The 25,121-nt window shown below is 59.9% G+C and carries 26 protein-coding genes; 23 read left to right on the plus strand and 3 right to left on the minus strand.

Going from position 1 to position 25,121, the window contains the following annotated elements; all coding sequences use genetic code 11:
* The first annotated feature begins 32 nt into the window (after positions 1-32).
* On the plus strand, positions 33-581 hold the full coding sequence (locus tag AB4N48_RS02975) for a glycine zipper 2TM domain-containing protein (protein ID WP_041479931.1): 549 nt from the start codon (positions 33-35) through the stop codon (positions 579-581).
* Between the two features lie 242 nt (positions 582-823).
* Here AB4N48_RS02975 and suhB read toward each other — a convergent pair whose 3' ends face one another.
* Positions 824-1,642 (minus strand): type III secretion system regulator SuhB, encoded by an 819-nt coding sequence (gene suhB / locus AB4N48_RS02980; protein ID WP_016773320.1) that lies wholly within the window; start codon positions 1,640-1,642, stop codon positions 824-826.
* Between the two features lie 145 nt (positions 1,643-1,787).
* Here suhB and trmJ point away from each other — a divergent pair, with 145 nt between their 5' ends.
* From trmJ to AB4N48_RS03090, 22 genes are all read left to right on the plus strand, one after another.
* Positions 1,788-2,558 carry a tRNA (cytosine(32)/uridine(32)-2'-O)-methyltransferase TrmJ gene (gene trmJ / locus AB4N48_RS02985; protein WP_041479930.1) on the plus strand — a complete coding sequence of 257 codons (771 nt, stop codon included), beginning with the start codon at positions 1,788-1,790 and terminating at the stop codon, positions 2,556-2,558.
* Between the two features lie 3 nt (positions 2,559-2,561).
* On the plus strand, positions 2,562-3,338 hold the full coding sequence (gene cysE, locus AB4N48_RS02990; RefSeq protein WP_460094775.1) for a serine O-acetyltransferase: 777 nt from the start codon (positions 2,562-2,564) through the stop codon (positions 3,336-3,338).
* 322 nt (positions 3,339-3,660) lie between these two features.
* The gene (locus tag AB4N48_RS02995; protein ID WP_056786210.1) at positions 3,661-4,632 is read left to right on the plus strand and encodes an IS110 family RNA-guided transposase; all 972 of its coding nucleotides are present in this window, start codon (positions 3,661-3,663) and stop codon (positions 4,630-4,632) included.
* 179 nt (positions 4,633-4,811) lie between these two features.
* Complete coding sequence (gene iscR / locus AB4N48_RS03000) at positions 4,812-5,303, plus strand: Fe-S cluster assembly transcriptional regulator IscR (protein WP_016773323.1); 492 nt, start codon at positions 4,812-4,814, stop codon at positions 5,301-5,303.
* Between the two features lie 50 nt (positions 5,304-5,353).
* Positions 5,354-6,568, plus strand: coding sequence for an IscS subfamily cysteine desulfurase (locus AB4N48_RS03005; protein ID WP_039761430.1), 1,215 nt, complete (start codon positions 5,354-5,356; stop codon positions 6,566-6,568).
* A 100-nt stretch (positions 6,569-6,668) separates the two neighbouring features.
* Positions 6,669-7,055, plus strand: a complete 387-nt coding sequence (gene iscU / locus AB4N48_RS03010) for a Fe-S cluster assembly scaffold IscU (RefSeq protein WP_003227907.1) — start codon at positions 6,669-6,671, stop codon at positions 7,053-7,055.
* Between the two features lie 34 nt (positions 7,056-7,089).
* Entirely contained in the window at positions 7,090-7,413 is a 324-nt protein-coding gene (gene iscA, locus AB4N48_RS03015) for an iron-sulfur cluster assembly protein IscA (protein ID WP_003227904.1), read from the plus strand.
* Positions 7,414-7,421: 8 nt separating this feature from the next.
* Positions 7,422-7,943 carry a co-chaperone HscB gene (gene hscB, locus AB4N48_RS03020; protein ID WP_056790165.1) on the plus strand — a complete coding sequence of 174 codons (522 nt, stop codon included), beginning with the start codon at positions 7,422-7,424 and terminating at the stop codon, positions 7,941-7,943.
* Between the two features lie 50 nt (positions 7,944-7,993).
* The gene (hscA, locus tag AB4N48_RS03025; RefSeq protein WP_460094777.1) at positions 7,994-9,859 is read left to right on the plus strand and encodes a Fe-S protein assembly chaperone HscA; all 1,866 of its coding nucleotides are present in this window, start codon (positions 7,994-7,996) and stop codon (positions 9,857-9,859) included.
* Complete coding sequence (fdx, locus tag AB4N48_RS03030) at positions 9,859-10,200, plus strand: ISC system 2Fe-2S type ferredoxin (protein ID WP_076564048.1); 342 nt, start codon at positions 9,859-9,861, stop codon at positions 10,198-10,200. Before hscA ends, fdx begins: the two co-directional genes overlap by 1 nt.
* 14 nt (positions 10,201-10,214) lie before the next feature.
* Positions 10,215-10,415, plus strand: a complete 201-nt coding sequence (iscX, locus tag AB4N48_RS03035) for a Fe-S cluster assembly protein IscX (RefSeq protein WP_252868237.1) — start codon at positions 10,215-10,217, stop codon at positions 10,413-10,415.
* 88 nt (positions 10,416-10,503) lie between these two features.
* Positions 10,504-10,929, plus strand: a complete 426-nt coding sequence (gene ndk, locus AB4N48_RS03040) for a nucleoside-diphosphate kinase (protein ID WP_016773329.1) — start codon at positions 10,504-10,506, stop codon at positions 10,927-10,929.
* 28 nt (positions 10,930-10,957) lie between these two features.
* Positions 10,958-12,106 (plus strand): dual-specificity RNA methyltransferase RlmN, encoded by a 1,149-nt coding sequence (rlmN, locus tag AB4N48_RS03045; RefSeq protein ID WP_024014215.1) that lies wholly within the window; start codon positions 10,958-10,960, stop codon positions 12,104-12,106.
* A gap of 12 nt (positions 12,107-12,118) precedes the next feature.
* Positions 12,119-12,877 (plus strand): type IV pilus biogenesis/stability protein PilW, encoded by a 759-nt coding sequence (gene pilW / locus AB4N48_RS03050; protein WP_252878852.1) that lies wholly within the window; start codon positions 12,119-12,121, stop codon positions 12,875-12,877.
* Entirely contained in the window at positions 12,877-13,896 is a 1,020-nt protein-coding gene (locus AB4N48_RS03055) for a RodZ domain-containing protein (protein WP_252882633.1), read from the plus strand. Before pilW ends, AB4N48_RS03055 begins: the two co-directional genes overlap by 1 nt.
* Before the next feature lie 3 nt (positions 13,897-13,899).
* The gene (gene ispG / locus AB4N48_RS03060; RefSeq protein WP_016773332.1) at positions 13,900-15,009 is read left to right on the plus strand and encodes a flavodoxin-dependent (E)-4-hydroxy-3-methylbut-2-enyl-diphosphate synthase; all 1,110 of its coding nucleotides are present in this window, start codon (positions 13,900-13,902) and stop codon (positions 15,007-15,009) included.
* A 22-nt stretch (positions 15,010-15,031) separates the two neighbouring features.
* On the plus strand, positions 15,032-16,321 hold the full coding sequence (gene hisS / locus AB4N48_RS03065) for a histidine--tRNA ligase (protein WP_024014212.1): 1,290 nt from the start codon (positions 15,032-15,034) through the stop codon (positions 16,319-16,321).
* Positions 16,322-16,362: 41 nt separating this feature from the next.
* Positions 16,363-17,004 carry a tetratricopeptide repeat protein gene (locus AB4N48_RS03070; protein WP_056790153.1) on the plus strand — a complete coding sequence of 214 codons (642 nt, stop codon included), beginning with the start codon at positions 16,363-16,365 and terminating at the stop codon, positions 17,002-17,004.
* A complete protein-coding gene (bamB, locus tag AB4N48_RS03075) occupies positions 16,997-18,148 on the plus strand; it encodes an outer membrane protein assembly factor BamB (RefSeq protein WP_016773335.1) in 1,152 nt (383 codons plus the stop codon). Before AB4N48_RS03070 ends, bamB begins: the two co-directional genes overlap by 8 nt.
* Positions 18,149-18,283: 135 nt before the next feature.
* Positions 18,284-19,756: a ribosome biogenesis GTPase Der gene (der, locus tag AB4N48_RS03080; protein WP_024014210.1), complete on the plus strand. Its 1,473-nt coding sequence runs from the start codon at positions 18,284-18,286 to the stop codon at positions 19,754-19,756.
* Between the two features lie 291 nt (positions 19,757-20,047).
* The gene (locus tag AB4N48_RS03085; protein ID WP_460094778.1) at positions 20,048-21,196 is read left to right on the plus strand and encodes a pyridoxal phosphate-dependent aminotransferase; all 1,149 of its coding nucleotides are present in this window, start codon (positions 20,048-20,050) and stop codon (positions 21,194-21,196) included.
* Positions 21,184-21,975, plus strand: coding sequence for an amidohydrolase (locus tag AB4N48_RS03090; RefSeq protein ID WP_130926439.1), 792 nt, complete (start codon positions 21,184-21,186; stop codon positions 21,973-21,975). Before AB4N48_RS03085 ends, AB4N48_RS03090 begins: the two co-directional genes overlap by 13 nt.
* Positions 21,976-22,153: 178 nt before the next feature.
* Here AB4N48_RS03090 and leuA read toward each other — a convergent pair whose 3' ends face one another.
* Positions 22,154-23,833 (minus strand): 2-isopropylmalate synthase, encoded by a 1,680-nt coding sequence (leuA, locus tag AB4N48_RS03095; RefSeq protein WP_016773339.1) that lies wholly within the window; start codon positions 23,831-23,833, stop codon positions 22,154-22,156.
* Between the two features lie 464 nt (positions 23,834-24,297).
* Positions 24,298-25,119 (minus strand): peptidoglycan DD-metalloendopeptidase family protein, encoded by an 822-nt coding sequence (locus AB4N48_RS03100; protein ID WP_083353522.1) that lies wholly within the window; start codon positions 25,117-25,119, stop codon positions 24,298-24,300.
* Positions 25,120-25,121 lie beyond the last annotated feature (2 nt).

The raw sequence follows: 25,121 nt of genomic DNA on the forward strand, positions 1-25,121 counted from the left end.
CGCGTCCCGCATGTGATGGTCAGGAGGTTCATGTGAACAAGTCGTTGCTGGTTGGTGCGGTATTGGGTGCTGTCGGTGTCACAGCCGGGGGTGCTGTTGCCACCTACAGCCTGGTTAAAAGCGGCCCTGAGTATGCGCAAGTATTAGCCGTTGAGCCGGTCAAGACACAGATCAAGACTCCACGTGAAGTATGCAAGGATGTAACCGTGACCCGGCAGGCGCCGGTCAAGGATCAACACCAGATTCTCGGCACGGCGATCGGTGCCGTAGCCGGTGGTTTGTTGGGTAATCAGGTGGGCGGCGGTACCGGCAAGAAGATTGCCACCGTGGCCGGTGCAGTTGGCGGCGGTTATGCCGGTAACAAGGTGCAGGAAGGTATGCAGAACCGCGACACCTACACCACTACGCAAACTCGCTGCAACACGGTCAATGACATCAGCGACAAGGTCGTCGGCTACGACGTGCGTTACTCGCTCGATGGCAAGGAAGGCAAGGTGCGGATGGATCGCGATCCGGGCAACCAGATTCCGGTCGACAAGGAAGGCAAGCTGATCCTGTCGCAGAATGAGCCGGCTCAGTAAGGATTTACGGTTGTGAAAAGAAGCACCCTGCGGGGTGCTTTTTTTGTACCCGCGATTCAGGGCAGCGCGCGATTCTCACCTGTGGGAGCGAGCCTGCTCGCGAATACGGTCTAACAGTGGATATTTTCTTTGCTGACACGCCCCATTCGCGAGCAGGCTCGCTCCCACAGGGAATTGTGCTGTTTGGAATTGCAGACATAAAAAAAGCACCCCGGAGGGTGCTTTTTGGTTTCGCGGAAAGCTTAGCGCTTCAGCGAGGCCGGCAGGTGCGGCTGGATCGCCGTCAGCACTGCCTTGAAGCATTTGGTGTTGCCGGCAACGATGTGGCCTTTCTCAAGGAAGTCGTGACCACCGGTGAAGTCGCTCACCAGACCGCCGGCTTCTTGAATCAGCAGGGCGCCTGCAGCCATGTCCCACTCGGACAGGCCCGATTCCCAGAACGCATCGAAACGACCGGCAGCTACGTAAGCCAGGTCCAGGCTCGCCGAACCGGCGCGGCGGATGCCGGCAGTCTGGCCAACCAGGGCGCGGAACATGCCCAGGTAGTTGTCGAGGTTGTCCATCTGGTCGTCACGGAACGGGAAGCCAGTGCCGAGCAGGGCGCCGTCGAGGCTGGTACGACCGCTTACGCGCAGACGACGACCGTTCAGTTGAGCGCCGCGACCACGGCTGGCGGTGAATTCTTCCTGGCGAACCGGGTCCAGAACCACTGCGTGCTCCAGGCGGCCACGATATTTGCAGGCAATGCTCACTGCAAAGTGCGGAATGCCACGGAGGAAGTTGGTGGTGCCGTCCAGCGGATCGATGATCCACAGGTACTCTTCGCCTTCGATGCCGGTGCCAGCGTGCAGGCCGGTTTCTTCACCCTGAATCGAGTGGTTCGGGTAAGCCTTGCGCAGGGCATCGATGATTTTCTGTTCAGCGGCGCGATCGACCTCGGATACGTAATCCTTGGCGTCTTTTTCGTCGACCTTGATGGTATCCAGGCGCTCGATGGAGCGGAAGATCAGTTCACTGGCGCTGCGGGCGGCGCGCAGCGCGATATTCAGCATGGGCTGCATGGATGTGTCACCTAAGGTTGTTAAAGAAAGCCGCGCATTCTATCAGAACTTTTCTTCAGGTGAAGGACGCTGTTCGCTTTCATAGCTTAACGGTAGGCTGTTCTGTAAGATTTGCCCCCCTTTCCCGTGTCCGAGAGCGCCTCCCTTGCTGCAGAACATTCGTGTCGTCCTGGTCAACACCAGCCACCCCGGCAACATCGGCGGGGCCGCGCGCGCCATGAAAAACATGGGTCTGTCGCGACTGGTGCTGGTCGATCCGCGGGTCTTCCCGCACCACGAGGCCGATGCCCGCGCCTCTGGTGCCGGTGACATCCTTGAAAACGCGCAAGTCGTCGCCACGTTGGAAGATGCTCTGGTCGGCTGCAATCTGGTGCTCGGCACCAGCGCCCGCGACCGGCGTATTCCCTGGCCGCTGCTCGATCCGCGCGAATGCGGCAACAAAGTGGTCGAGGAAGCCGGGCAGGGCGCGGAGATTGCTTTGGTGTTCGGCCGTGAAGATTCCGGCCTGACCAACGAAGAGCTGCAGCGATGTCACTTCCACGTGCACATCCCTTCCGACCCGACGTTCAGTTCGCTGAATCTCGGGGCGGCGGTGCAGGTGTTGAGTTATGAAGTGCGCATGGCCTGGCTGGCCGCACAGGGTCAGCCAAGCAAGGTCGAGAAAGAAGAAGTGGCCTCGGTGAAAAGCGCCGAGCTGGCGACCATGGATGAGCTGGAGCGATTCTATGAGCACCTGGAGCAGACGCTGGTCGCCATCGAATTCCTCGATCCGGAAAAGCCTCGGCACTTGATGGCGCGCCTGCGCCGGTTGTACGGACGCAGCTCGGTCAGCCGGGCGGAAATGAATATTTTGCGTGGCATCCTCACGGAAACCCAGAAAGCGGCCCGTGGCGAGCTTCTAAAGCGGAAGGATTGAATGATGTTTGAGCGTTTGCGTGAAGATATCCAGAGCGTATTCCATCGAGACCCGGCGGCGCGTAACGCTTTTGAAGTCCTGACCTGCTACCCCGGCATGCATGCGATCTGGGTTCATCGTCTGGCCGGCATGCTCTGGCGCAATGAGTTGAAGTGGCTGGCGCGACTGGTGTCGAACTTCGGTCGCTGGCTGACCGGGATCGAGATTCATCCGGGCGCCAAGGTCGGTCGGCGTTTCTTCATCGACCACGGCATGGGCATCGTCATTGGTGAAACCGCCGAGATCGGCGACGACGTGACTATCTATCAGGGTGTGACCCTCGGCGGCACCAGCTGGAACAAAGGCAAGCGCCACCCGACGCTGGGTGATGGCGTGGTGGTCGGCGCTGGCGCCAAGGTGCTTGGCCCGTTCACGGTGGGTGCCGGCGCCAAAGTCGGTTCCAATGCTGTGGTCACCAAAGAAGTGCCGCCGGGCGCCACGGTGGTGGGGATTCCGGGGCGGATCATCGTCAAGACCGATGAAGAGCAGGACGCCAAGCGCAAAGCCATGGCGGAAAAGATCGGTTTCGACGCCTACGGTGTCAGCGAAGACATGCCTGACCCGGTGGCTCGCGCCATCGGCCAGTTGCTCGATCATCTGCAAGCAGTGGACGGGCGCCTGGAAGGCATGTGCGGCGCACTGAAGGATCTGGGCAGCAATTACTGTGCGAAAGATCTGCCTGAGCTGCGCGAAGAAGACTTCGCCTGCGTCAAGGGCAAGGACGAATCGAAAGCCGGCTAAAGCCTCTGTAGGAGCTGCCGGAGGCTGCGATCTTTTGATTTTGCCTTCTTAAGATCAAAAGATCGCAGCCTTCGGCAGCTCCTTGTATCTCGACTAACGCTCTGTCAGGAGCGATAGTTCTCGACTGATCATCGAGGGAGGGACTTGGAAGCCGCGCAGCTCCTTAGGCTTTTTGCCTGTGACGTAGATCGTGCTCCAGCCCTCCACACTCACTCGTACAGTTCGCACGGTATCTTGGGCCCGCCTGCGGCGAGAGCCCGCATTCGCAAGGTTGGACAGAGTGACGTGATGATCGCAACAGGGAACAAGTGGAGAATCAATCATGTCCGGTTTCGTTGGCGTCGACATCGCAAAGAACACCTTTGATATCGCTACACACCAGCCCAACGGCAAGCACAAAACCAAGGCCAAGCTGGCCAACGATCCAAAGGGCTTTAAAGAGTTTGAGGCGTGGCTAGAAAAAAATGCCGAGCGTTCGGCCCTGATCGTGATGGAAGCCACCAGCGTCTACCATTTGGAGCTCGCGGAATTCGTTTACAACAAAGGCTTCCGGGTCTGCGTCGTGAACCCGGCTACGACCAAAGCGTACGCTGACAGCGAACTGCGCCGCATCAAGACTGATAAAAGCGATGCCAAACTGATCGCCGACTTTGCCCGGGAAAAGGATCAAAAACTTCACCCATGGGCGCCTGAGCCGCTGAAATACCGCCAGTTAAAAGCAATGGTGCGCCGCCTGGATGACCTTCAGGAAATGGAACAAATGGAGCTCAATCGTCTGGACGTTTCCGACGAAAAGGTCAAAGACTCGATCAACTCCGTTCTGCGCCATATCGAAAAAGAGATCGTAGAAACGCATAAGGCGATCAAAAAACACATCGATGACGACCCGGATATGCGTCAGATGCGGGATCTCATCGTAACCATCGACGGCATCGGACAAAAAACGCTTGAACGATTGCTCGCCGAACTGGGTGACTTGCGCAAATACAGTGATCCTCGCCAACTGGTCGCTGCTGCAGGGCTCAATCCAAAGCTGCAGGAATCAGGAAAGCTCAAAGGTCACACCCTGATCTCAAGAGTAGGGTCAGCACGGCTGCGTGCAGGCCTTTACATGCCTGGCATGGTGGCGCTGAAACACAATAAGGCGATCAAGGCGATGAAAGAACGCCTGGAAGCCAATGGCAAGGCCCCCAAGCAGATCATCTGCGCAGCAATGCGCAAGCTGCTGCACTTCGTTTACGGAGTGCTCAAGTCAGGACTGCCATATGACCCGAAACTTGCGCTTGCCCGGTGAGGCTCAAGACGGTATCTACAAAGGCGTCCAGCAGCTGGTGTGCCATTGGGCTGCAGACCCTGCTATCATTCGCGCGCTCTTTTGCGGGTAAACCCGACTAAAGCACTAGGTCTTATAGTTGACTTAAATGCTCGGGAATTGCATACTCCCGCCCATTCCGAACTCCGTGGTAACTGTCCATGCGACTGACTACAAAAGGCCGATACGCCGTGACCGCCATGCTTGACCTGGCGTTGCACGCGCAGCACGGGCCGGTGTCTCTGGCCGATATCTCCGAGCGCCAAGGCATCTCCCTGTCCTACCTCGAGCAGCTTTTTGCCAAGCTGCGCCGCAGCAACCTGGTTTCCAGCGTTCGCGGTCCGGGTGGTGGCTACCAGTTGTCCCGCGACATGCAGGGCATCCAGGTCGCCCAGGTGATCGATGCGGTGAACGAATCGGTCGATGCCACCAAGTGCCAGGGCCAGGGCGATTGCCATTCCGGTGATACCTGTCTGACCCATCATCTGTGGTGCGACTTGAGCCTGCAGATTCACGAATTTCTGAGCGGTATCAGCTTGGCCGACCTTGTCACTCGCCGTGAGGTACAAGAAGTGGCCCAGCGTCAGGACCAGCGCCGTTGCAGCAGCAAGGCGCCACGCCTGGACAAGATTGAAGCGTCCGCCGTCGAATGACAGCCGAAGAGCTACCCGCGGCACGCCAGCCCTGATTTAGGAGATAGTCCATGAAATTGCCGATTTACCTTGATTACTCTGCAACCACCCCGGTTGATCCGCGCGTTGCGCAGAAAATGAGTGAATGCCTGCTGGTCGACGGAAACTTCGGTAACCCGGCGTCCCGCTCCCACGTGTTCGGCTGGAAGGCTGAAGAGTCCGTCGAAAACGCTCGTCGTCAGGTGGCCGATCTGGTCAACGCCGACCCGCGTGAAATCGTCTGGACCTCCGGCGCCACCGAATCCGACAACCTGGCGATCAAGGGCGCGGCACATTTCTACGCCTCCAAGGGCAAGCACCTGATCACCAGCAAGATCGAGCACAAGGCAGTCCTCGACACCATGCGCCAGCTGGAGCGTGAAGGCTTCGAAGTGACCTACCTCGAGCCGACCGAAGACGGTCTGATCACCCCGGCAATGATTGACGCCGCACTGCGCGAAGACACCATTCTGGTGTCGGTGATGCACGTCAACAACGAAATCGGCACCATCAACGACATCGCTGCAATCGGCGAGATGCTGCGCGCCAAAGGCGTGCTCTTCCACGTCGACGCGGCTCAGTCCACCGGCAAGGTCGAGATCGACCTGCAGAAGCTGAAAGTCGACATGATGTCGTTCTCTGCCCACAAGACTTATGGCCCTAAAGGCATCGGCGCGCTGTACGTCAGCCGCAAGCCGCGTGTGCGCATCGAAGCGACCATGCACGGCGGCGGTCACGAGCGTGGCATGCGTTCGGGCACTCTGGCGACCCACCAGATCGTCGGCATGGGCGAAGCGTTCCGCGTAGCCAAGGAAGACATGGCTGCCGAAAACGTGCGCATCAAAGCCTTGAGCGATCGCTTCTACCAGCAGGTCGAGCACCTGGAAGAGCTGTACGTCAACGGCAGCCTGACCGCCCGCGTTCCTCACAACCTGAACCTGAGCTTCAACTACGTTGAAGGCGAGTCGCTGATCATGGCACTCAAGGATCTGGCGGTATCGTCCGGTTCGGCCTGCACCTCGGCGTCGCTGGAGCCTTCGTACGTACTGCGCGCCCTGGGCCGCAACGACGAACTGGCACACAGCTCGATCCGCTTTACCTTCGGCCGTTTCACCACCGAAGAAGAAATCGACTACGCCGCGCAGAAAGTCTGCGAGGCCGTTACCAAGCTGCGCGCTCTGTCGCCGCTGTGGGACATGTACAAAGACGGCGTCGATATCTCGAAAATCGAGTGGGCGGCACACTAACTATAGAAGCCGCCGGATACAGATCCTGTAGCGACGCGGCGTTAACGCAGCGCAGTTGCAGGGTCTCAAGAGCGGCCCTGATGAGTGAGGATTGAGAATCATGGCTTACAGCGAAAAGGTCATCGACCACTACGAAAACCCGCGCAACGTCGGCAAGATGAACGCGGAAGATCCTGATGTCGGCACCGGCATGGTCGGCGCTCCGGCGTGCGGCGACGTGATGCGTCTGCAGATCAAGGTCAACGATCAGGGCGTTATCGAAGACGCCAAGTTCAAGACCTACGGTTGCGGTTCGGCCATTGCCTCCAGCTCCCTCGCCACCGAGTGGATGAAGGGCAAGACCCTGGACGAAGCCGAAACCATCAAGAACACTCAGCTGGCCGAAGAACTGGCCCTGCCGCCAGTGAAAATCCACTGCTCTGTGCTCGCTGAAGACGCTATCAAAGCGGCTGTTCGCGATTACAAGCAGAAGAAAGGCTTGATCTGAATTTCAAGATTCGGCGACGAGTAAGGAGTCAACGATGGCTATCAGCATGACAGAAGCGGCTGCTCGACACGTGCGGCGCTCCCTCGATGGGCGCGGCAAAGGTGAAGGGATTCGTCTGGGTGTTCGCACCACAGGCTGTTCCGGCCTTGCCTACGTGCTGGAGTTTGTCGACGAGGTAGTGGCGGAGGATCAGGTGTTCGAGAGTCACGGCGAAAAAGTGATCATCGACCCGAAAAGCCTGGCCTACCTGGACGGCACCGAGCTCGACTTCGTCAAGGAAGGGTTGAACGAAGGCTTCAAGTTCAACAACCCCAACGTGCGCGGTGAATGTGGCTGCGGCGAAAGCTTCAACATCTGAGGCTGGTCGTGGGTATTCCTTGTCATTTCGCTTTATTCGAGCTGCAACCGAGCTTCCGCCTGGACCTCGAGCAGTTGGCCACGCGCTACCGTGAGTTGGCGCGCGGCGTCCATCCTGACCGCTTTGCCGATGCTTCCGAGCGCGAGCAGCGCTCGGCACTCGAGCAATCGGCGCGGCTCAACGACGCCTACCAGACGCTCAAGAGCCCGGCCCAGCGCGCACGCTACCTGCTGAAAATCAGCGGGCATGAAGTGCCGATGGAAGTCACCGTCCACGATCCCGAGTTTCTTCTGCAGCAGATGCAATGGCGCGAAGAGCTCGAAGATCTGCAGGACAGCGCCGACCTCGACGGTGTCGCGGTATTCAAGCGTCGTTTGAAGACGGCTCAGGAACAGCTCAACGAAAGCTTCGCAGCCTGTTGGGATGATGCAGCGCAACGTGAACAGGCCGAACGCCTGATGCGGCGCATGCAGTTCCTCGACAAGCTCACCTACGAAGTGCGCCAGCTGGAAGAGCGCCTCGACGATTAACCCAGTGCTGCCCTGATTGCACGCTGACAGACAGACAAGACCTGATCACCATGGCTCTACTGCAGATCGCCGAACCCGGCCAAAGTCCTCAACCGCACCAGCGCCGTCTGGCTGTGGGCATCGACTTGGGTACTACCAATTCGCTGGTCGCTGCGCTGCGCAGTGGTCTTTCCGAACCGCTGGCCGACGCCAACGGGCAGGTCATCCTGCCGTCCGCCGTGCGTTATCACGCCGACCGCGTCGAAGTCGGTGAGTCCGCCAAGCTGGCGGCATCCTCCGATCCTCTTAACACCGTGCTCTCGGTCAAGCGCTTGATGGGTCGTGGTCTGTCCGACGTCAAGCAATTGGGCGAGCAACTGCCGTACCGCTTTGTCGGCGGCGAATCGCACATGCCGTTCATCGACACCGTGCAAGGACCGAAAAGCCCGGTTGAAGTCTCCGCGGATATCCTCAAGGTCCTGCGTCAGCGCGCTGAAGCGACCTTGGGTGGCGAACTGGTTGGCGCGGTAATCACCGTTCCTGCCTACTTCGACGATGCGCAGCGTCAGGCCACCAAAGATGCGGCCAAACTCGCCGGTCTGAACGTGTTGCGTCTGCTCAATGAGCCGACCGCTGCTGCTGTGGCGTATGGCCTGGATCAACGTGCTGAAGGCCTGGTTGCAATTTATGACCTTGGCGGCGGTACCTTCGATATTTCCATTCTGCGTCTGACTGGTGGCGTCTTTGAAGTTCTGGCCACTGGCGGCGACAGCGCGCTGGGCGGCGATGACTTCGATCATGCGATTGCCGGCTGGATCATTGAGAGCGCTGGCCTGTCCGCCGATCTCGACCCTGGCGCACAACGCAATCTGCTGCAAACCGCCTGCGCGGCCAAAGAAGCTTTGACCGATGCAGCCAGTGTGGAAGTGGCTTACGGCGACTGGAAAGCGCAACTGACCCGCGAAGCCTTCGATGCGCTGATCGAGCCAATGGTCGCGCGCAGTCTGAAAGCCTGCCGCCGCGCGGTTCGCGATTCCGGTATCGAACTGGAAGATGTCCACGCTGTGGTCATGGTCGGCGGTTCGACCCGCGTGCCACGTGTTCGTGAAGCCGTTGCCGAAGCCTTCGGTCGTCAGCCATTGACGGAAATCGATCCGGATCAAGTGGTGGCCATCGGGGCCGCGATCCAGGCCGACACCCTGGCTGGCAACAAGCGCGATGGCGGCGAACTGCTGCTGCTCGACGTGATTCCGCTGTCCCTGGGGCTGGAAACCATGGGCGGTCTGATGGAGAAGGTGATTCCGCGCAACACCACCATCCCCGTCGCGCGCGCTCAGGATTTCACCACGTATAAAGACGGCCAGTCGGCCATGGCGATCCACGTGTTGCAGGGCGAGCGCGAGCTGATCAGCGATTGCCGCTCTCTGGCACGGTTCGAATTGCGCGGCATTCCGGCGATGGTGGCTGGTGCGGCGAAAATTCGCGTGACCTTCCAGGTCGACGCCGACGGTCTGCTCAGCGTGTCTGCCCGTGAATTGGGCTCGGGCGTTGAGGCGAGCATTCAGGTCAAACCTTCCTATGGTCTGACCGATGGCGAGATCGCCAAGATGCTCAAGGATTCGTTCCAGCACGCCAATGACGACAAGGTCGCCCGCGTTCTGCGTGAGCAGCAAGTCGATGCCCAGCGCCTGCTCGAAGCGGTGCAGGGCGCGCTGGAGGCCGATGGCGAGCGATTGCTCGACGCCGAAGAGCGCATGGTCATCGAACTGCAAATGCAGGAACTGGCCGAACTGATGAAAGGTACCGATGGCTACGCCATCGAGCAGCAGACCAAGCGTCTGTCGCAAGTGACCGATGCTTTTGCTGCCCGCCGCATGGATCTGACGGTGAAAGCCGCTCTGTCGGGGCGCAACCTGAATGAAATCGAGGATATCTGATGCCGCAGGTCATTTTTCTGCCCCACGAGAAGTTCTGCCCTGAAGGCATGGTGGTCGAGGCTGCGCCCGGCACATCGATTCTCGAACTGGCCCACGAACACCATATCGAGATGGAAAGCGCGTGCGGCGGCGTCTGCGCCTGCACCACGTGCCATTGCATCATCCGCGAGGGTTTCAACTCGCTGGAAGAGGCCGACGAGCTGGAAGAAGACTTCCTCGACCGTGCCTGGGGCCTGGAAGCGCAATCGCGTCTGGCATGTCAGGCCATCGTCGGTGAGGAAGACCTCACCGTCGAGATTCCGAAATATTCGCTTAACCATGCGGCCGAAGCGCCGCACTGACTGGTAAGACTGTCATGAGCTACGGTTGGAATGATGTTCAACGCATTGCAGAAGAATTGGCGGAAGCCAAGCCGGATGTAGATCCGGTTTATGTCAATTTCGTCGACTTGCAGCGATGGATCATGGAACTGCCTGACTTCGACAACACCTCCGGCCGTGTCGGCGAGAAGGTGTTGGAAGCGGTTCAGGCGCTCTGGATCGAAGAAGTCGACTGATCGTCCTCGCAGGTTAGGCAATACCAAAGAACCCGCGTATAATTCGCGGGTTTAATTTTTCGCAAATTACCGTTTCTGGAGTTACACCATGGCTGTTCAACGTACTTTCTCCATCATCAAGCCTGACGCCGTTGCTAAAAACGTGATCGGCAAGATCACCACTCGCTTCGAAGACGCTGGCCTGCGCGTTGTAGCTTCGAAACTGAAGCAACTGTCCAAAGCCGAAGCCGAAGGCTTCTACGCTGAGCACAGCGAGCGCGGTTTCTTCGGTGACCTGGTTGCTTTCATGACTTCCGGTCCGGTTGTCGTTCAGGTTCTGGAAGGCGAAAACGCTATCGCTCGCAACCGTGAGCTGATGGGCGCTACCAACCCTAAAGAAGCTGCTCCAGGCACCATCCGTGCTGACTTCGCTGAATCGATCGACGCCAACGCCGTTCACGGTTCGGACTCCGAAGCTGCTGCCGCTCGCGAAATTGCTTACTTCTTCGCAGCTACTGAAGTAACCACTCGCTAAGCATTGCTTGCAGAGTGAAGGTGAATCCATGACTACATCGACTGTTAAAACAAACCTGCTGGGTCTGACCCAGCCGGAAATGGAAAAATTCTTCGACTCAATCGGGGAGAAGCGTTTCCGTGCCGGTCAGGTAATGAAATGGATTCACCACTTTGGCGTCGATGATTTCGACGCCATGACGAACGTCAGCAAAGCCTTGCGCGACAAGCTCAAGGCCATTGCTGAAGTGCGTGGTCCGGAAGTGGTCAGCGAGGACATCTCCAGCGACGGCACCCGTAAATGGGTGGTGCGCGTGGCGTCCGGCAGCTGCGTCGAGACCGTGTACATTCCCCAGGGCAAACGCGGCACCTTGTGCGTTTCGTCCCAGGCAGGCTGTGCCCTGGATTGCAGTTTCTGCTCCACCGGCAAGCAAGGCTTCAACAGCAACCTCACCGCCGCCGAAGTCATCGGTCAGGTGTGGATTGCCAACAAATCTTTCGGCAGCGTCCCGGCCACCGTCGACCGCGCCATCACAAACGTGGTGATGATGGGCATGGGCGAGCCGTTGCTGAACTTCGACAACGTCGTCGCCGCCATGCATCTGATGATGGATGACCTCGGCTACGGGATCTCCAAGCGCCGCGTGACCCTGTCCACCTCGGGTGTGGTGCCGATGATCGATGAGCTGGCCAAGCACATCGACGTATCCCTGGCGTTGTCCCTGCACGCACCAAATGACGCATTGCGTAACCAATTGGTGCCGATCAACAAGAAATATCCGCTTAAGATGCTGCTCGAGTCGTGCCAGCGCTACATGTCCGCCCTTGGCGAGAAACGTGTGCTGACCATCGAGTACACCTTGCTCAAGGACGTCAACGACAAGCTTGAGCACGCAGTGGAAATGATCGAGCTGCTTAAAGACATCCCGTGCAAGATCAACCTGATCCCATTCAACCCGTTCCCGCACTCCGGGTACGAGCGGCCGAGCAACAATGCCATCCGCCGCTTCCAGGATCAGTTGCATCAGGCCGGTTTCAACGTCACCGTGCGCACCACCCGTGGTGAAGACATCGACGCCGCATGTGGTCAATTGGTAGGGCAGGTGCTGGATCGCACCCGTCGCAGCGAACGTTACATCGCCGTGCGCGAGTTGAGCGCCGACAGCGATCTGGCACAGAACGCCGCGAACACTAACTAAGAGAGGATCTCTATGTCCCTGCGCTTTGCGCTGCTGTTGCTGTTGGCCAGCCTGTGCGCTGGCTGTGTCCTGTCGGGTGACTACAACCCGATGAAGACCAGCAAGGGCCGCGATGAAGCGCGGGCTGCCTACGTGCAGCTGGGGCTGGGCTACCTGCAGCAGGGCATGACCGAACGCGCCAAGGTGCCGTTGAAGAAAGCGCTGGAGCTGGACGGTTCCGACCCTGACGCCAATGCGGCCCTCGGTCTGGTGTTTCAGGCCGAGATGGAGCCGGCACTTGCCGACGAGCACTTTCGCAAGGCCTTGTCCTCACGTCCCACCGATGCACGCATCCTCAACAACTACGGCAGTTTTCTCTACGAAGAACAGCGCTACGAGGAAGCCTACGAGCGTTTTGAACAAGCGGCCGCCGATACCCTGTATCCTGAGCGCTCGCGGGTCTTCGAAAACCTCGGCATGACCGCCGCCAAGCTTGGCCAGCGTGATCTGGCCCAGCAACAGCTGGAAAAAGCCCTGCGCCTGAATCGCCAACAACCGCGCGCATTGCTGGAAATGGCTGAGTTGTCCTTCGAAGACAGGCATTATGTGCCCGCGCGTGACTATTACGACCGTTTCAGCCAGCTCACCGAACAAAATGCACGTAGTCTATTGCTCGGCGTTCGGCTGGCAAAAGTGTTTGAAGATCGCGACAAGGCAGCCAGTTACGGTCTGCAATTAAAACGACTCTATCCCGGTACGCCGGAATATCAGCAATACCTGTCGGAGCAATGATGAAAGCGGCGCATCCCGAAGTTGTAGCAGCGAATCGCGTAAATCCCGGTGAGACCCTGCGCCAGGCCCGCGAAAGCAATGGCTGGTCGCTGGCCGAAGTGGCCCTCAAGCTCAACCTCACCGTGACGTCCCTGAGCAATCTTGAAGCCGGCGCTTTCGACAAGCTACCGGGGCATACCTTCGCTCGCGGTTACATTCGCGCCTATGCCAAATTGCTCGGCATGGACCAGACCGTTCTGGTTCAGCAATTCGACCAGTCCACCGGTACCGATTCCCAGGGCAGCAACGTTCATGCCCTCGGTCGTATCGAAGAGCCGGTGCGCGTTTCCCACACCATTTTGCGTATCGTCAGCCTGTTGCTGCTGATCGCGGTCATCGGCGGCGGTTTCGTCTGGTGGCAGGATCAGACCTCGCAGCGCACCCGCGATCTGACCAGCCTCGCACCGGAACACGTCGAAGTCGAAGGTGCTGACGGCACCACGCAGATCCACCCGATCGACGAGCCGGAAGATCAGGCTGTCGCCGAAAATCAGGCCGACAGTTCGACAACGCTGGCCTTGCCGCAGTCGGAAACCAGTGCTGAATCGACCGGCGCCGAATCTGCTGCGCCAGCGACCGAGCCAGCTGCTCCGGCAGTTGCGCCAAGCGCACCGGCACAGACGCCTGCGCCAGTGGTGGCGGCTCCGGCCACTCCAGCGCCGAATATCCCAGCGACAGCTGCCCCGACCGCGCCGGTTGCTCAAGCGCCAAGCGCTGAAGCAGCTGCTCCGGTTGCCGGCGAAGGCCAGGTGCAGTTGCAGTTCACCGGCGATTGCTGGGCACAGGTGACCGATGGCCGTGGCAAAGTGATTTTCAGCGGCCTGAAGCATAAAGGCGACAGCGTGAGTGTTTCCGGCAAGCCGCCGCTCGCCGTACGTCTGGGCGTTGCCCGCGCGGCACAGGTCAGCTACAACGGCCAACCGGTCGATATCGCTCCGTTCACCAGTGGCGAGACTGCTCGCCTGAAGTTGGGTCAATAAGTCATGCACGGCGAATCTCCAATCAAACGTCGCGAATCGCGCAAGATCTGGGTCGGCAACGTACCGGTGGGCGGCGACGCGCCGATCGCTGTGCAGAGCATGACCAACAGCGACACCAATGACGTCGCCGCGACCGTGGCGCAGATCAATCGTCTGGAAGCCGCCGGCGTCGACATCGTTCGCGTCTCGGTGCCGGACATGGACGCCGCCGAGGCGTTCGGCAAGATCAAGCAACTGGTCAAAGTGCCGTTGGTGGCCGATATCCACTTCGACTACAAAATCGCCTTGCGCGTGGCCGAGCTGGGTGTGGACTGTCTGCGCATCAACCCGGGCAACATCGGTCGCGAAGACCGCGTGCGTGCCGTGGTCGATGCGGCGCGTGATCGCGGCATTCCGATCCGCATCGGCGTCAACGCCGGTTCCCTGGAAAAAGACCTGCAAAAGAAATACGGCGAGCCGACCCCGGCCGCATTGGTCGAATCCGCGCTGCGCCACGTTGAACACCTCGAACGCCTGAATTTCCAGGACTTCAAGGTCAGCGTGAAAGCCTCCGACGTGTTCATGGCCGTCGAAGCCTACCGTTTGCTGGCGAAAGAAATCGTCCAGCCGCTGCACCTCGGCATCACTGAAGCCGGCGGTTTGCGATCGGGCACGGTGAAATCCGCCGTGGGCCTAGGTATGCTGCTCGCCGAAGGGATTGGCGATACTATCCGCATCTCGCTGGCGGCCGACCCGGTCGAGGAAGTGAAGGTCGGTTACGACATTCTCAAGTCTTTGCATCTGCGTTCCCGTGGCATCAACTTCATCGCCTGCCCGAGCTGCTCGCGGCAGAACTTCGATGTGGTCAAGACCATGAACGAGCTGGAAGGGCGCCTTGAAGACCTGCTGGTGCCGCTGGATGTCGCGGTCATCGGTTGCGTGGTCAACGGCCCCGGCGAAGCCAAGGAAGCCCATATCGGCTTGACCGGCGGCACGCCAAACCTGATTTACATCGACGGCAAGCCGTCGCAGAAGCTGACGAATGACAATCTGGTGGACGAGCTGGAAAAGCTGATCCGCCAGAAAGCGGCCGAAAAGGTCGAAGCTGACGCTGCCGTTATCGCGCGCGGCTGATCGAACGAATTAAGGAAATTTTGTGAGCAAGTCTCTGCAAGCCATTCGTGGCATGAACGACATCCTGCCCGAACAGACCCCGCTGTGGCGTTATTTCGAAGGCACTGTGGCGCGTCTGCTGGATAACTACGGTTACAAGCAGATCCGCATGCCGATCGTCGAGTTCACCGAGCTGTTCAAGCGCTCGATCGGCGAAGTCACCGATATCGTCGAAAAAGAGATGTACACATTCGAAGACCGCAACGGCGACTCGCTGACCCTGCGTCCGGAAGGCACTGCGGCGTGCGTGCGTGCAGTGCTTGAGCACGGCATCACCGGCGGTGGTCAGGTGCAGAAACTCTGGTACATCGGCCCGATGTTCCGCCACGAGCGTCCGCAGAAAGGCCGTTATCGTCAGTTTCACCAGATCGGTCTGGAAGTGTTCAACCTCGACGGTCCGGACATCGACGCCGAGCTGATCATCATGACCTGGCGCCTGTGGGGCGAGCTGGGCATTCGTGATGCGGTCAAGCTCGAACTCAACAGCCTCGGCACCAGCGAATCCCGTGGTCGCTATCGTGAAGCGCTGGTCGAGTACCTCTCGGCGCACCACGACAAGCTCGATGAAGACAGCCAGCGTCGCCTGAAAACGAACCCGCTGCGCGTGCTCGACACGAAAAATGCCGACACTCAGGCCGTGCTGGTCGATGCGCCGAAAATGGCCGATTACCTCGACGACGAGTCCCGCGCTCACTTCGAAGGCCTGAAGGCGCGTCTGGATGCCGTCGGCATTCCTTACGTGCTCAACCCGAAACTGGTGCGTGGCCTCGATTACTACAGCAAAACCGTTTTCGAATGGGTCACCGACAAGCTCGGCGCCCAGGGCACCGTGTGCGCGGGCGGCCGTTACGACGGTCTGGTCGAGCAGATGGGCGGCAAGCCGACCCCGGGCGTCGGTTTCGCCATGGGCATCGAGCGTCTGGTATTGATGCTCGAAACCCTTGAGCAGATTCCGCAGGAAATTTCCCGTCAGGTCGACGTCTACCTCTGCGCCTTCGGTGAAGAGGCCGAGCTGGCCGGTCTGGCCCTGGCCGAACGGGTTCGCGATGAACTTCCAAACCTGCGCCTGCAAGTCAATGCCGGCGCCGGCAGTTTCAAAAGCCAGTTCAAGAAGGCCGACAAGAGCGGTGCGCTGTACGCATTGATCCTCGGTGACGACGAAATGGCCCAGCAAGTGGTAGGTTTCAAACCCCTGCGTGGCCAGGGCGAACAACAAAGCATTGCCTGGGATGCGCTTGCCGCTCACCTGGCCACCTGCGTCGTGCAGGGTTGAAGCTGTCTTAACAGCCGATTTAGCGATTAAGGAGTATTGGGGTGTCGAGTACCGAAGACGAACAGTTGGCGGATTTGAAGGACTGGTGGACACGCAACGGCAAACCTCTGGTCACCGGCGGCCTGTTGGCGCTGGTCATCGTGTTCGGCTGGCAGGCCTGGCACAAGTACCAGAGCAACCAGTCGCAAGGCGCCTCGGTGCTCTATCAGCAATTGCTGGAAACCACGCTGACGCCTGACGGCAAGCCTGATGCCGCCCGCGTTGCGGATCTGGCCGGCAAGCTCAACAGCGAGTACGGCGGTTCTGCCTATGCGCAATACGGCAGCCTGTTCGTCGCCAAAGTGGCGGTCGACAGCGGCAAGCTGGACGACGCGGCAACCGAACTCAAAGCCATCGTCGACAAACCGGCCAACCCGGCGCTGGGCGAAATCGCCCGTCAGCGTCTGGCGCAGGTGCTGGGCGCGCAGGACAAGGCCGAAGACGCCCTGAAACTGCTCGACGGCGATGCCGACAAAGCGTTCCTGGCCACTCGCGAAGAACTCAAGGGCGACCTGCTGGTGCGCTTGGGCCGTACCGATGACGCGAACAAGGCGTATCAAAAAGCCAAGGCGGCACTGTCGGATGAAGCGGCGGTCGGTGGCCTTCAAATCAAGCTCGACGACCTGGCCAAAGGGGATGCGTGACGTGATCCGTTGGAAGCATGCAGCATTGCTGGCTCTGGCCCTTCTGGCCGCGGGTTGCAGCAGCAACAGCAAGAAAGAATTGCCACCGGCCGAACTGACCGACTTCAAAGAAGAAGTCGTTCTGCAGAAGCAGTGGAGCCGCTCGATCGGTGACGGTCAGGGCGAAACCTACAACATGCTGGTGCCGGCGATCGACGGTGACACCATCTACGCCGCCGATGTGACTGGTGTGGTGATGGCGCTGGATCGCAGCAACGGCGACGTGAAGTGGGACCAGGATCTGGAACTGCCTGTCTCCGGCGCCGTCGGCGTGGGTTACGGTCTGGTACTGATCGGTACGCTGCGTGGCGAAGTCGTCGCTCTGGACACCAGCAACGGTGAAGAGAAGTGGCGTGCCCGCGTCAACAGTGAAGTGCTCGCGCCGCCGGCCAACAATGGCGACGTGGTGGTGGTGCAGACCCAGGACGATCGTCTGATCGGTCTGGACGCTGCCACCGGCAACCAGCGCTGGGTGTATGACAGCACCCCGGCGGTCCTGACCCTGCGTGGCACCAGTGCTCCGCTGGTCACCAACCGTCTGGCCGTAGCTGGCCTGTCGACCGGTAAAGTGGTCGCGCTGGACATCTCCAACGGCGTGCCGGTGTGGGAACAACGCATCGCCATTCCACAAGGTCGTTCGGAGCTGGAGCGCGTCGTCGACATCGACGGCGGTCTGCTGCTGTCGGGCGGCACGCTGTACGTGGCCAGCTATCAGGGGCGCGTTGCGGCACTGGACCTGGAAAGCGGTCGTCAACTGTGGCAGCGCGATGCGTCGAGCTACGCCGGTATCGCTCAGGGTTTCGGCAGCGTCTACGTGAGCCTGTCCTCGGGCACCGTTGAAGGCGTCGATGAGCGTTCGACCACCGCACTGTGGAGCAACGACTCGCTGGCTCGCCGTCAACTGTCGGCACCGGAAGTGTTCTCCAGCTACGTAGCTGTGGGTGACCTGGAAGGTTATCTGCATCTGCTGAGTCAGGTCGACGGTCGTTTCGTCGGCCGTGAGCGCATCGACAGCGACGGCCTGCGTGCCCGTCCGCTGGTGGTGGGCGACACGATTTATGTGTATGGCAACAGCGGCAAACTGGAAGCCCTGACCATCAAGTAACAACTATGCTTGGGGTTCATCCCCAAGCGGCCCTGCATCAGCAGGGTTTGCAGCGCCCCCGGGTGTTGCCCCGAGCACCAGCCGCTGCCTCGCAGCGGCTTTTGTATTTTCTGAAATAACGAAGTGGAGAGCCGCATGGTTCCCGTAATCGCCCTGGTGGGCCGACCGAACGTCGGCAAGTCCACCTTGTTCAACCGCCTGACCAGGACTCGTGACGCCATCGTCGGCGACCTGTCCGGTCTGACCCGTGATCGCCAGTACGGTGAGGCCAAGTGGCAAGGGCGTTCCTACATTCTGATCGACACCGGCGGTATCTCCGGTGACGAACATGGTATGGACGAAAAAATGGCCGAGCAGTCGCTGCTGGCCATCGAAGAAGCCGATGTGGTGCTGTTTCTGGTAGATGCCAAGGCCGGTTTTACCGCTGCCGACCAGATGATCGCCGAGCATTTGCGCAAACGTAACAAGCGTTCCCACGTGGTTGCCAACAAGGTCGACAATATCGACCCGGAAATGGCCCGCGCCGAATTCGCCCCGCTGGGCATGGGCCACGCGATCCCGATCGCCGGCGCCCACGGCCGTGGTATCACGCAACTGCTGGAAGCCGCCCTGAGCGAATTCCCGCGCGATGATGACGAGCCGGCTGAAGGTGAAGAGGAAGAAGTCGTTGCCGAAGGCGAGGAAGCCAAGCGCATTCCTGGTCCGAGCGAAAAAGACGGGATCAAGATCGCCATCATCGGTCGTCCGAACGTCGGCAAGTCGACCCTGGTCAACCGCATGCTTGGTGAAGACCGGGTCATCGTGTACGACCAGCCTGGCACCACCCGCGACAGCATCTACATTCCGTTCGAGCGCAATGAAGAGAAGTACACGCTGATCGACACCGCCGGTGTGCGCAAGCGCGGCAAGATCCACGAAGAAGTCGAAAAATTCTCCGTGGTCAAAACCCTGCAGGCGATCAAAGACGCCAACGTGGTGATCTTCGTGATGGACGCCCGCGAGGGTGTGGTCGATCACGACCTGAACCTGCTGGGCTTCGCGATCGAATCCGGTCGTGCGCTGGTCATCGCGATCAACAAGTGGGATGGCATGACGCCGAGCGAGCGCGACTTTGTGAAAGTCGAGCTGCAACGTCGTCTGTTCTTCGTCGACTACGCCGACATTCACTTCATCTCGGCGTTGCACGGCACGGGCGTGGGCAACCTCTACGCTTCGGTGCAGAACTCGTTCAAGTCCGCTGTTACCCGCTGGCCGACCAACCGTCTGACCCAGATTCTGGAAGATGCGGTGGGCGAGCACGCGCCGCCAATGGTCAACAACCGCCGGATCAAGCTGCGTTACGCTCACTTGGGTGGTGCGAACCCGCCGATCATCGTGATCCACGGTAACCAGATCGAGAAAGTGCCGAAGTCGTACGTGCGCTATCTGGAGAACACTTACCGTCGTGTACTCAAGCTGGTCGGTACGCCGATCCGCATCGAGTTCAAGGGCGGCGAGAACCCGTACGAAGGCAACAAGAACACGCTGACCGACCGCCAGGTCAACAAGAAGCGTCGCTTGATGTCGCACAACAAGAAAGCCAGCAAGAAGCGCCGCGACAAGAAGTGATCCGAGGCCCTGCACAATTTTGTGTGGGGCTTTTGTGGCGAGGGGATTTATCCCCGATGGGCTGCGCAGCAGCCCCAAAACCTGTGTCCGCGGTGTATCAGTCAAACCGCATTCAACGGGTTTGCGACTGCTTCGCAGCCGGAACGGGGATAAATCCCCTCGCCACAGGATTGGGTTTGTTCAATGAGAGAAGGGCGCCGTTTGGCGCCCTTTTTTTATGGGCGCCGGATGGGCTATCCTCGGGCTCTCCCGCGCCGTCGTCAGAGCCGGGTGTTGAGCAGAGAACCCCCGATGATCACCAGCAAGCTGCCGAATGTCGGCATCAATATTTTCACGCAGATGTCTCAGCTCGCGGCGCAGACCGGCGCGATCAACCTGTCCCAGGGTTTCCCGGATTTCGACGGCCCGCAGTCGTTGCGTGATGCGGTCGGGCGGCATATCGCCAGTGGCCATAACCAGTATTCGCCGATGACCGGTTTGCCGGCGTTGCGTCAGCAGATCGCGGCCAAGATCGCGCGCAGCTATGGCGTGACAGTCGATGCCGATCATGAAGTGACGGTAACGCCCGGTGCGACTCAGGCAATCTTCTGCGCGATTCAGGCAGTGATTCACAGCGGCGATGAAGTCATCGTCTTCGATCCGTGCTACGACAGCTACGCACCGGCGACAGAATTGGCGGGTGGTCGTTGCGTGCATGTGCAGCTGAATCCGGACGATTTCTCCATCGATTTCGATCAACTCGCAGCGGCCCTGAGCCCGCGCACGAAAATGATCGTCATCAACACCCCGCACAACCCCAGCGGCGCATTGATCAGCCGCGCCGAGCTCGATCAACTGGCGGCGTTGATCCGCGATCGCGACATCTATCTGATCAGCGACGAAGTCTACGAGCACTTGGTTTTCGACGGCGTGCCGCATGTCAGCGTGCTGGCCCATGAAGAGTTGTATCAGCGCGCGTTCGTGGTCAGTTCGTTCGGCAAGACGTACCACGTCACCGGCTGGAAAACCGGCTATGTCGTCGCCCCGCCAGCCCTGACAGCCGAACTGCGCAAGGTGCATCAGTACGTCAGTTTCTGTGGCGTCACGCCGCTGCAATACGCGCTGGCCGATTACATGGCCGAGCACCCGGAACACGTTGAAGAGCTGCCGGGTTTCTATCAGGCCAAGCGCGATCTGTTCTGCGATCTGCTTGCGCCGTCGCGATTCAGCTTCACCCGGGTCAGCGGCACCTATTTCCAGTTGGTCGATTATTCGCAGATCCGTCCTGATCTGAATGATGTCGACATGGCCATGTGGATGACCCGCGAGCACGGTGTCGCGAGCATTCCGGTGTCGGTGTTCTACCAGAATCCACCGCAAGGCCAGCGCCTGATACGCCTGTGCTTTGCCAAACGCGAGGAGACGCTGCGTGAAGCGGCGGCGAAACTATGCGTGATCTGAGTGCATTGCCAGACCTGACTCTGGCGCTGATCCAGACCAGCCTGGCCTGGCACGACCGTCAGGCCAACCTCGAGCATTTTGAGCTGCTGCTGGAGCAGGCCCGTGGCGCCGATCTGATTATCCTGCCGGAGATGTTCACCACCGGTTTTTCCATGGAGTCGGAAACCCTCGCCGAGGCGGAAAACGGCCCGACCAGCAAATGGCTGCGGACGCAGGCAGCGAAGTTCGATGCGGTCATCACTGGCAGCGTGATCATCCAGGCGGCTGACGGCAGCCATCGCAACCGCTTGCTCTGGGCGCGGCCGGACGGCGAAGTGCTGCATTACGACAAGCGTCACCTGTTTCGTATGGCCGGCGAGCACAACCATTACACGCCGGGCGAGCGTCAGGTGCAGTTCGAGCTCAAGGGCTGGCGGATTCGTCCGCTGATCTGCTACGACCTGCGTTTCCCGGTGTGGAGCCGCGACGCGCAGGACACCGATCTGCTGCTGTACACCGCCAACTGGCCGGGCGCACGGCGTCTGCACTGGAACCGCCTGCTGCCGGCACGAGCGATTGAAAATCTCTGCTACGTGGCAGCGGTAAATCGGGTGGGCAGCGATGGCAAAGGCTTCGCCTATACCGGCGACAGTCAGGTGCTGGATTTCCAGGGCGAGACGTTGCTGGCGGCGGGGGAGGCGGATGGCGTGTTCAAGGTGATTCTGGAAGCGGCGCCGTTGGCTGCATATCGCGAGCGCTTTCCGGCGAACCTGGATGCCGACACTTTCGAGTTCACCTAACGCAGCCGATCGTTCCCACGCTCTGCGTGGGAATGCAGCCCGTGACGCTCCGCGTCACTGGACGCGGAGCGTCCCTTGAGGCATTCCCACGCGGAGCATGGGAACGATCGCATCCTTTGATCTACAAAAAAAGGCCCCGGAGCTCACACTCCGGGGCCTTCGCATTTCAGTGGTCGGATTACGCCGCTTTCGCCTCTGGCTGGCTCAGCGAGCGGTTCAGCGCGCTGAACAGTGCCTTGAAACTCGCCGTGGTGATGTTTTCATCGATACCCACGCCGTGCACCGCACGTTCACCGTTCACCCGCAATTCGATATAGGCCGCCGCTTTGGCATTGGTGCCTGCGCCGATCGCGTGTTCGTTGTAGTCCATGATTTCCACCGGAATCGGCAGGCCGGCGACCAGCGCTTCCAGCGCGCCGTTGCCCTTGCCGCGCCAGTGCAGGTTGGTTTCGCCCTGACCTTTGCTGGCCACTTCCACTTCGACGGCGCTGTTGCCGTTTTCTTCCTGCAGACGATGGCTGACGAGCGCATACGGAGTGTTGGCCTGCAGGTATTCGCTGATCAACAGCGAGTGAATCTGCTTGGCCGTCATCTCCAGGCCCAAACGGTCGGTCTCACGCTGCACGACCTGGCTGAACTCGATCTGCATGCGCCGTGGCAGGCTGATGCCGTACTCCTGCTCCAGCAAGTAAGCGATGCCGCCCTTGCCCGACTGGCTGTTGACGCGGATCACCGCCTCGTAGCTGCGACCGATGTCGGCCGGGTCGATCGGCAGGTACGGCACTTCCCACAGGGTGTCCGGTTTCTGCTGGGCGAAGCCCTTGCGGATTGCGTCCTGGTGCGAGCCGGAGAACGCGGTGTGAACCAGGTCGCCAACGTACGGATGACGCGGGTGCACCTGGATCTGGTTGCACTCTTCGACGACCTTGCGCACGCCGTCGATGTCGGAGAAGTCCAGCTCAGGGTCGACGCCCTGGGTGTACATGTTCAGCGCGACGGTGACGAGGTCGACGTTGCCGGTGCGCTCGCCGTTGCCGAACAGGCAGCCTTCGACGCGATCGGCGCCGGCCATCAGGCCCAGCTCGGTGGCCGCGACGCCGGTGCCCCGGTCGTTGTGGGTGTGCAGGCTGATGATCACGCTGTCACGACGGTTGATGTTGCGACCAAACCATTCGATCTGGTCGGCGTAGACGTTCGGCGTCGCGCATTCAACCGTGGCCGGCAGGTTGAGAATCATCTTGTGCTCAGGCGTCGGGTTCCACACCTCGATCACGGCGTCGCAGACTTCCTTGGCGAATTCCAGCTCGGTAGCGCTGAAGGTTTCCGGCGAGTATTCGAAGGTCCACTCGGTCTCCGGCTGCATGGCCGCGTATTTGACGAACAGCTTGGCAGCGTTGACGGCGATGGCCTTGATACCGTCCTTGTCCTGGTTGAAGACGATGCGACGGAAAGAAGGCGAGGTGGCGTTGTACAGGTGAACGATGGCTTTCTTCGCCCCGCGCAGGGATTCGAAGGTGCGCTCGATCAGGTCTTCACGGCCCTGGGTCAGCACTTGAATGGTGGTGTCGTCCGGGATGTGGCCTTCCTCGATCAGCGTACGCACGAAGTCGAAGTCGGTTTGCGACGCGGCCGGGAACGACGCTTCGATCTCCTTCACGCCCACCTGCACCAGGGTTTTCCAGAAGCGCAGCTTCTTCGCCGCGTCCATTGGCTCGATCAGCGACTGGTTGCCGTCACGCAGGTCGGAGCTGCACCAGATCGGCGCGGCGTCGATGGTCTTCGACGGCCATGTGCGATCCGGCAGGTTGATGACGGGAAACGCGCGGTATTTCGAAGACGGGTCTTTGAGCATGCTCATCGGGAAATTCCTTGTTGTCTGGGCCGAAAAGAGGCGGCCTGCCGGTTGAACGAATGTTCTTGGAAAAGCGTGGGACGAGGCGCAGCGATTCAGCCTGGCAGTCGTGCGCTGACGAGGCACAGGCTGCGGTGCTGGCGAAGCTGAATGAGGGTGTGAGAGGTTTTCATGGCTTCAACCCTAACCGCGAGGGGAAAGGATGGCAAGCAGTCGGAAAAAATTGAGAGGAATACCCGGAAAGCGGGATTTTGCAGGAATTTATTGCGCTTAAGGCGGTGGAAGTTGTTGATGTTTGCGTAAGGCTAGATTGGGGCGCAATTGAGTTTTTTCGAGAATCATTGAGTATGGCGGTGTTTTATAGGCCGCCTTCGCGAGCAGGCTCGCTCCCACAGGGGATCTTTGTTGTGAACAAGATCCAGTGTGGGAGCGAGCCTGCTCGCGAAAAGGCCGGTCGCCTCAACACATATTCAAGGTTGGAAGGCACCAATGAAAATCGCCGGATCTACCCGCGCGTCATTCAGGCTGACGTTCCAGTGCATATGCGGCCCGGTCGCGCGGCCGGTCGCGCCGACCTTGCCGACCACCGCGCCACGGGCCAGTTGCTGGCCGTTCTTCACGTCGATCTTCGACATGTGGCAGAACATGCTGATAAAGCCTTGGCCGTGGTCAACGAACACCGTGTTGCCGTTGAAGAAGTAATTGCCGATCAGAATCACCTTGCCCGCCGCCGGGGTCTTGATGGGCGTGCCCGCCGGCACTGCGAAATCGAGGCCGGCGTGAGGATTGCGCTCTTCGCCGTTGAAGAAACGACGCACACCGAACTTGCTCGACAGCGGCCCGTTGACCGGTTTGTCCAGCAGCAGATTGCTCGGCGTGTTCGGGCTGAAACTGCGATAAGCCGCGATCTGTTCCGCCAGTTCACCCTCAATGCGCTTGAGGTTGTCGGCGTTCGGATTGACCTGCTGTTTGTTCTTCAGGGTGATGTGCTGTTCCGGGTATTTCTTGCTGCCCACGGTAAACGGCAAGTTGCGCCCGCCACTGCTGATCTGCTGCGCGCCAGGTTTGACCGTCAGCGGCACGCCGACGATCGCCAGCCAGTTGTTCTGCTCTTTGACCACCAGCACCGGTTTGCCTTGATAGGTGGCTTTCGGCGCCTGCGCGGCGGTGCCCAGATCCACCACGGCGACGCCGCCCGGCACCGGTTTGTTCAGCAGCCGAGTGATGTAACTGTCGGCGTGGGCGTTGAAGGTCAGGCAGAGCAACAGCAGCGGAGCGAGAAAACGCGGCATGG

Source organism: Pseudomonas sp. S2_C11 (assembly GCF_054668395.1).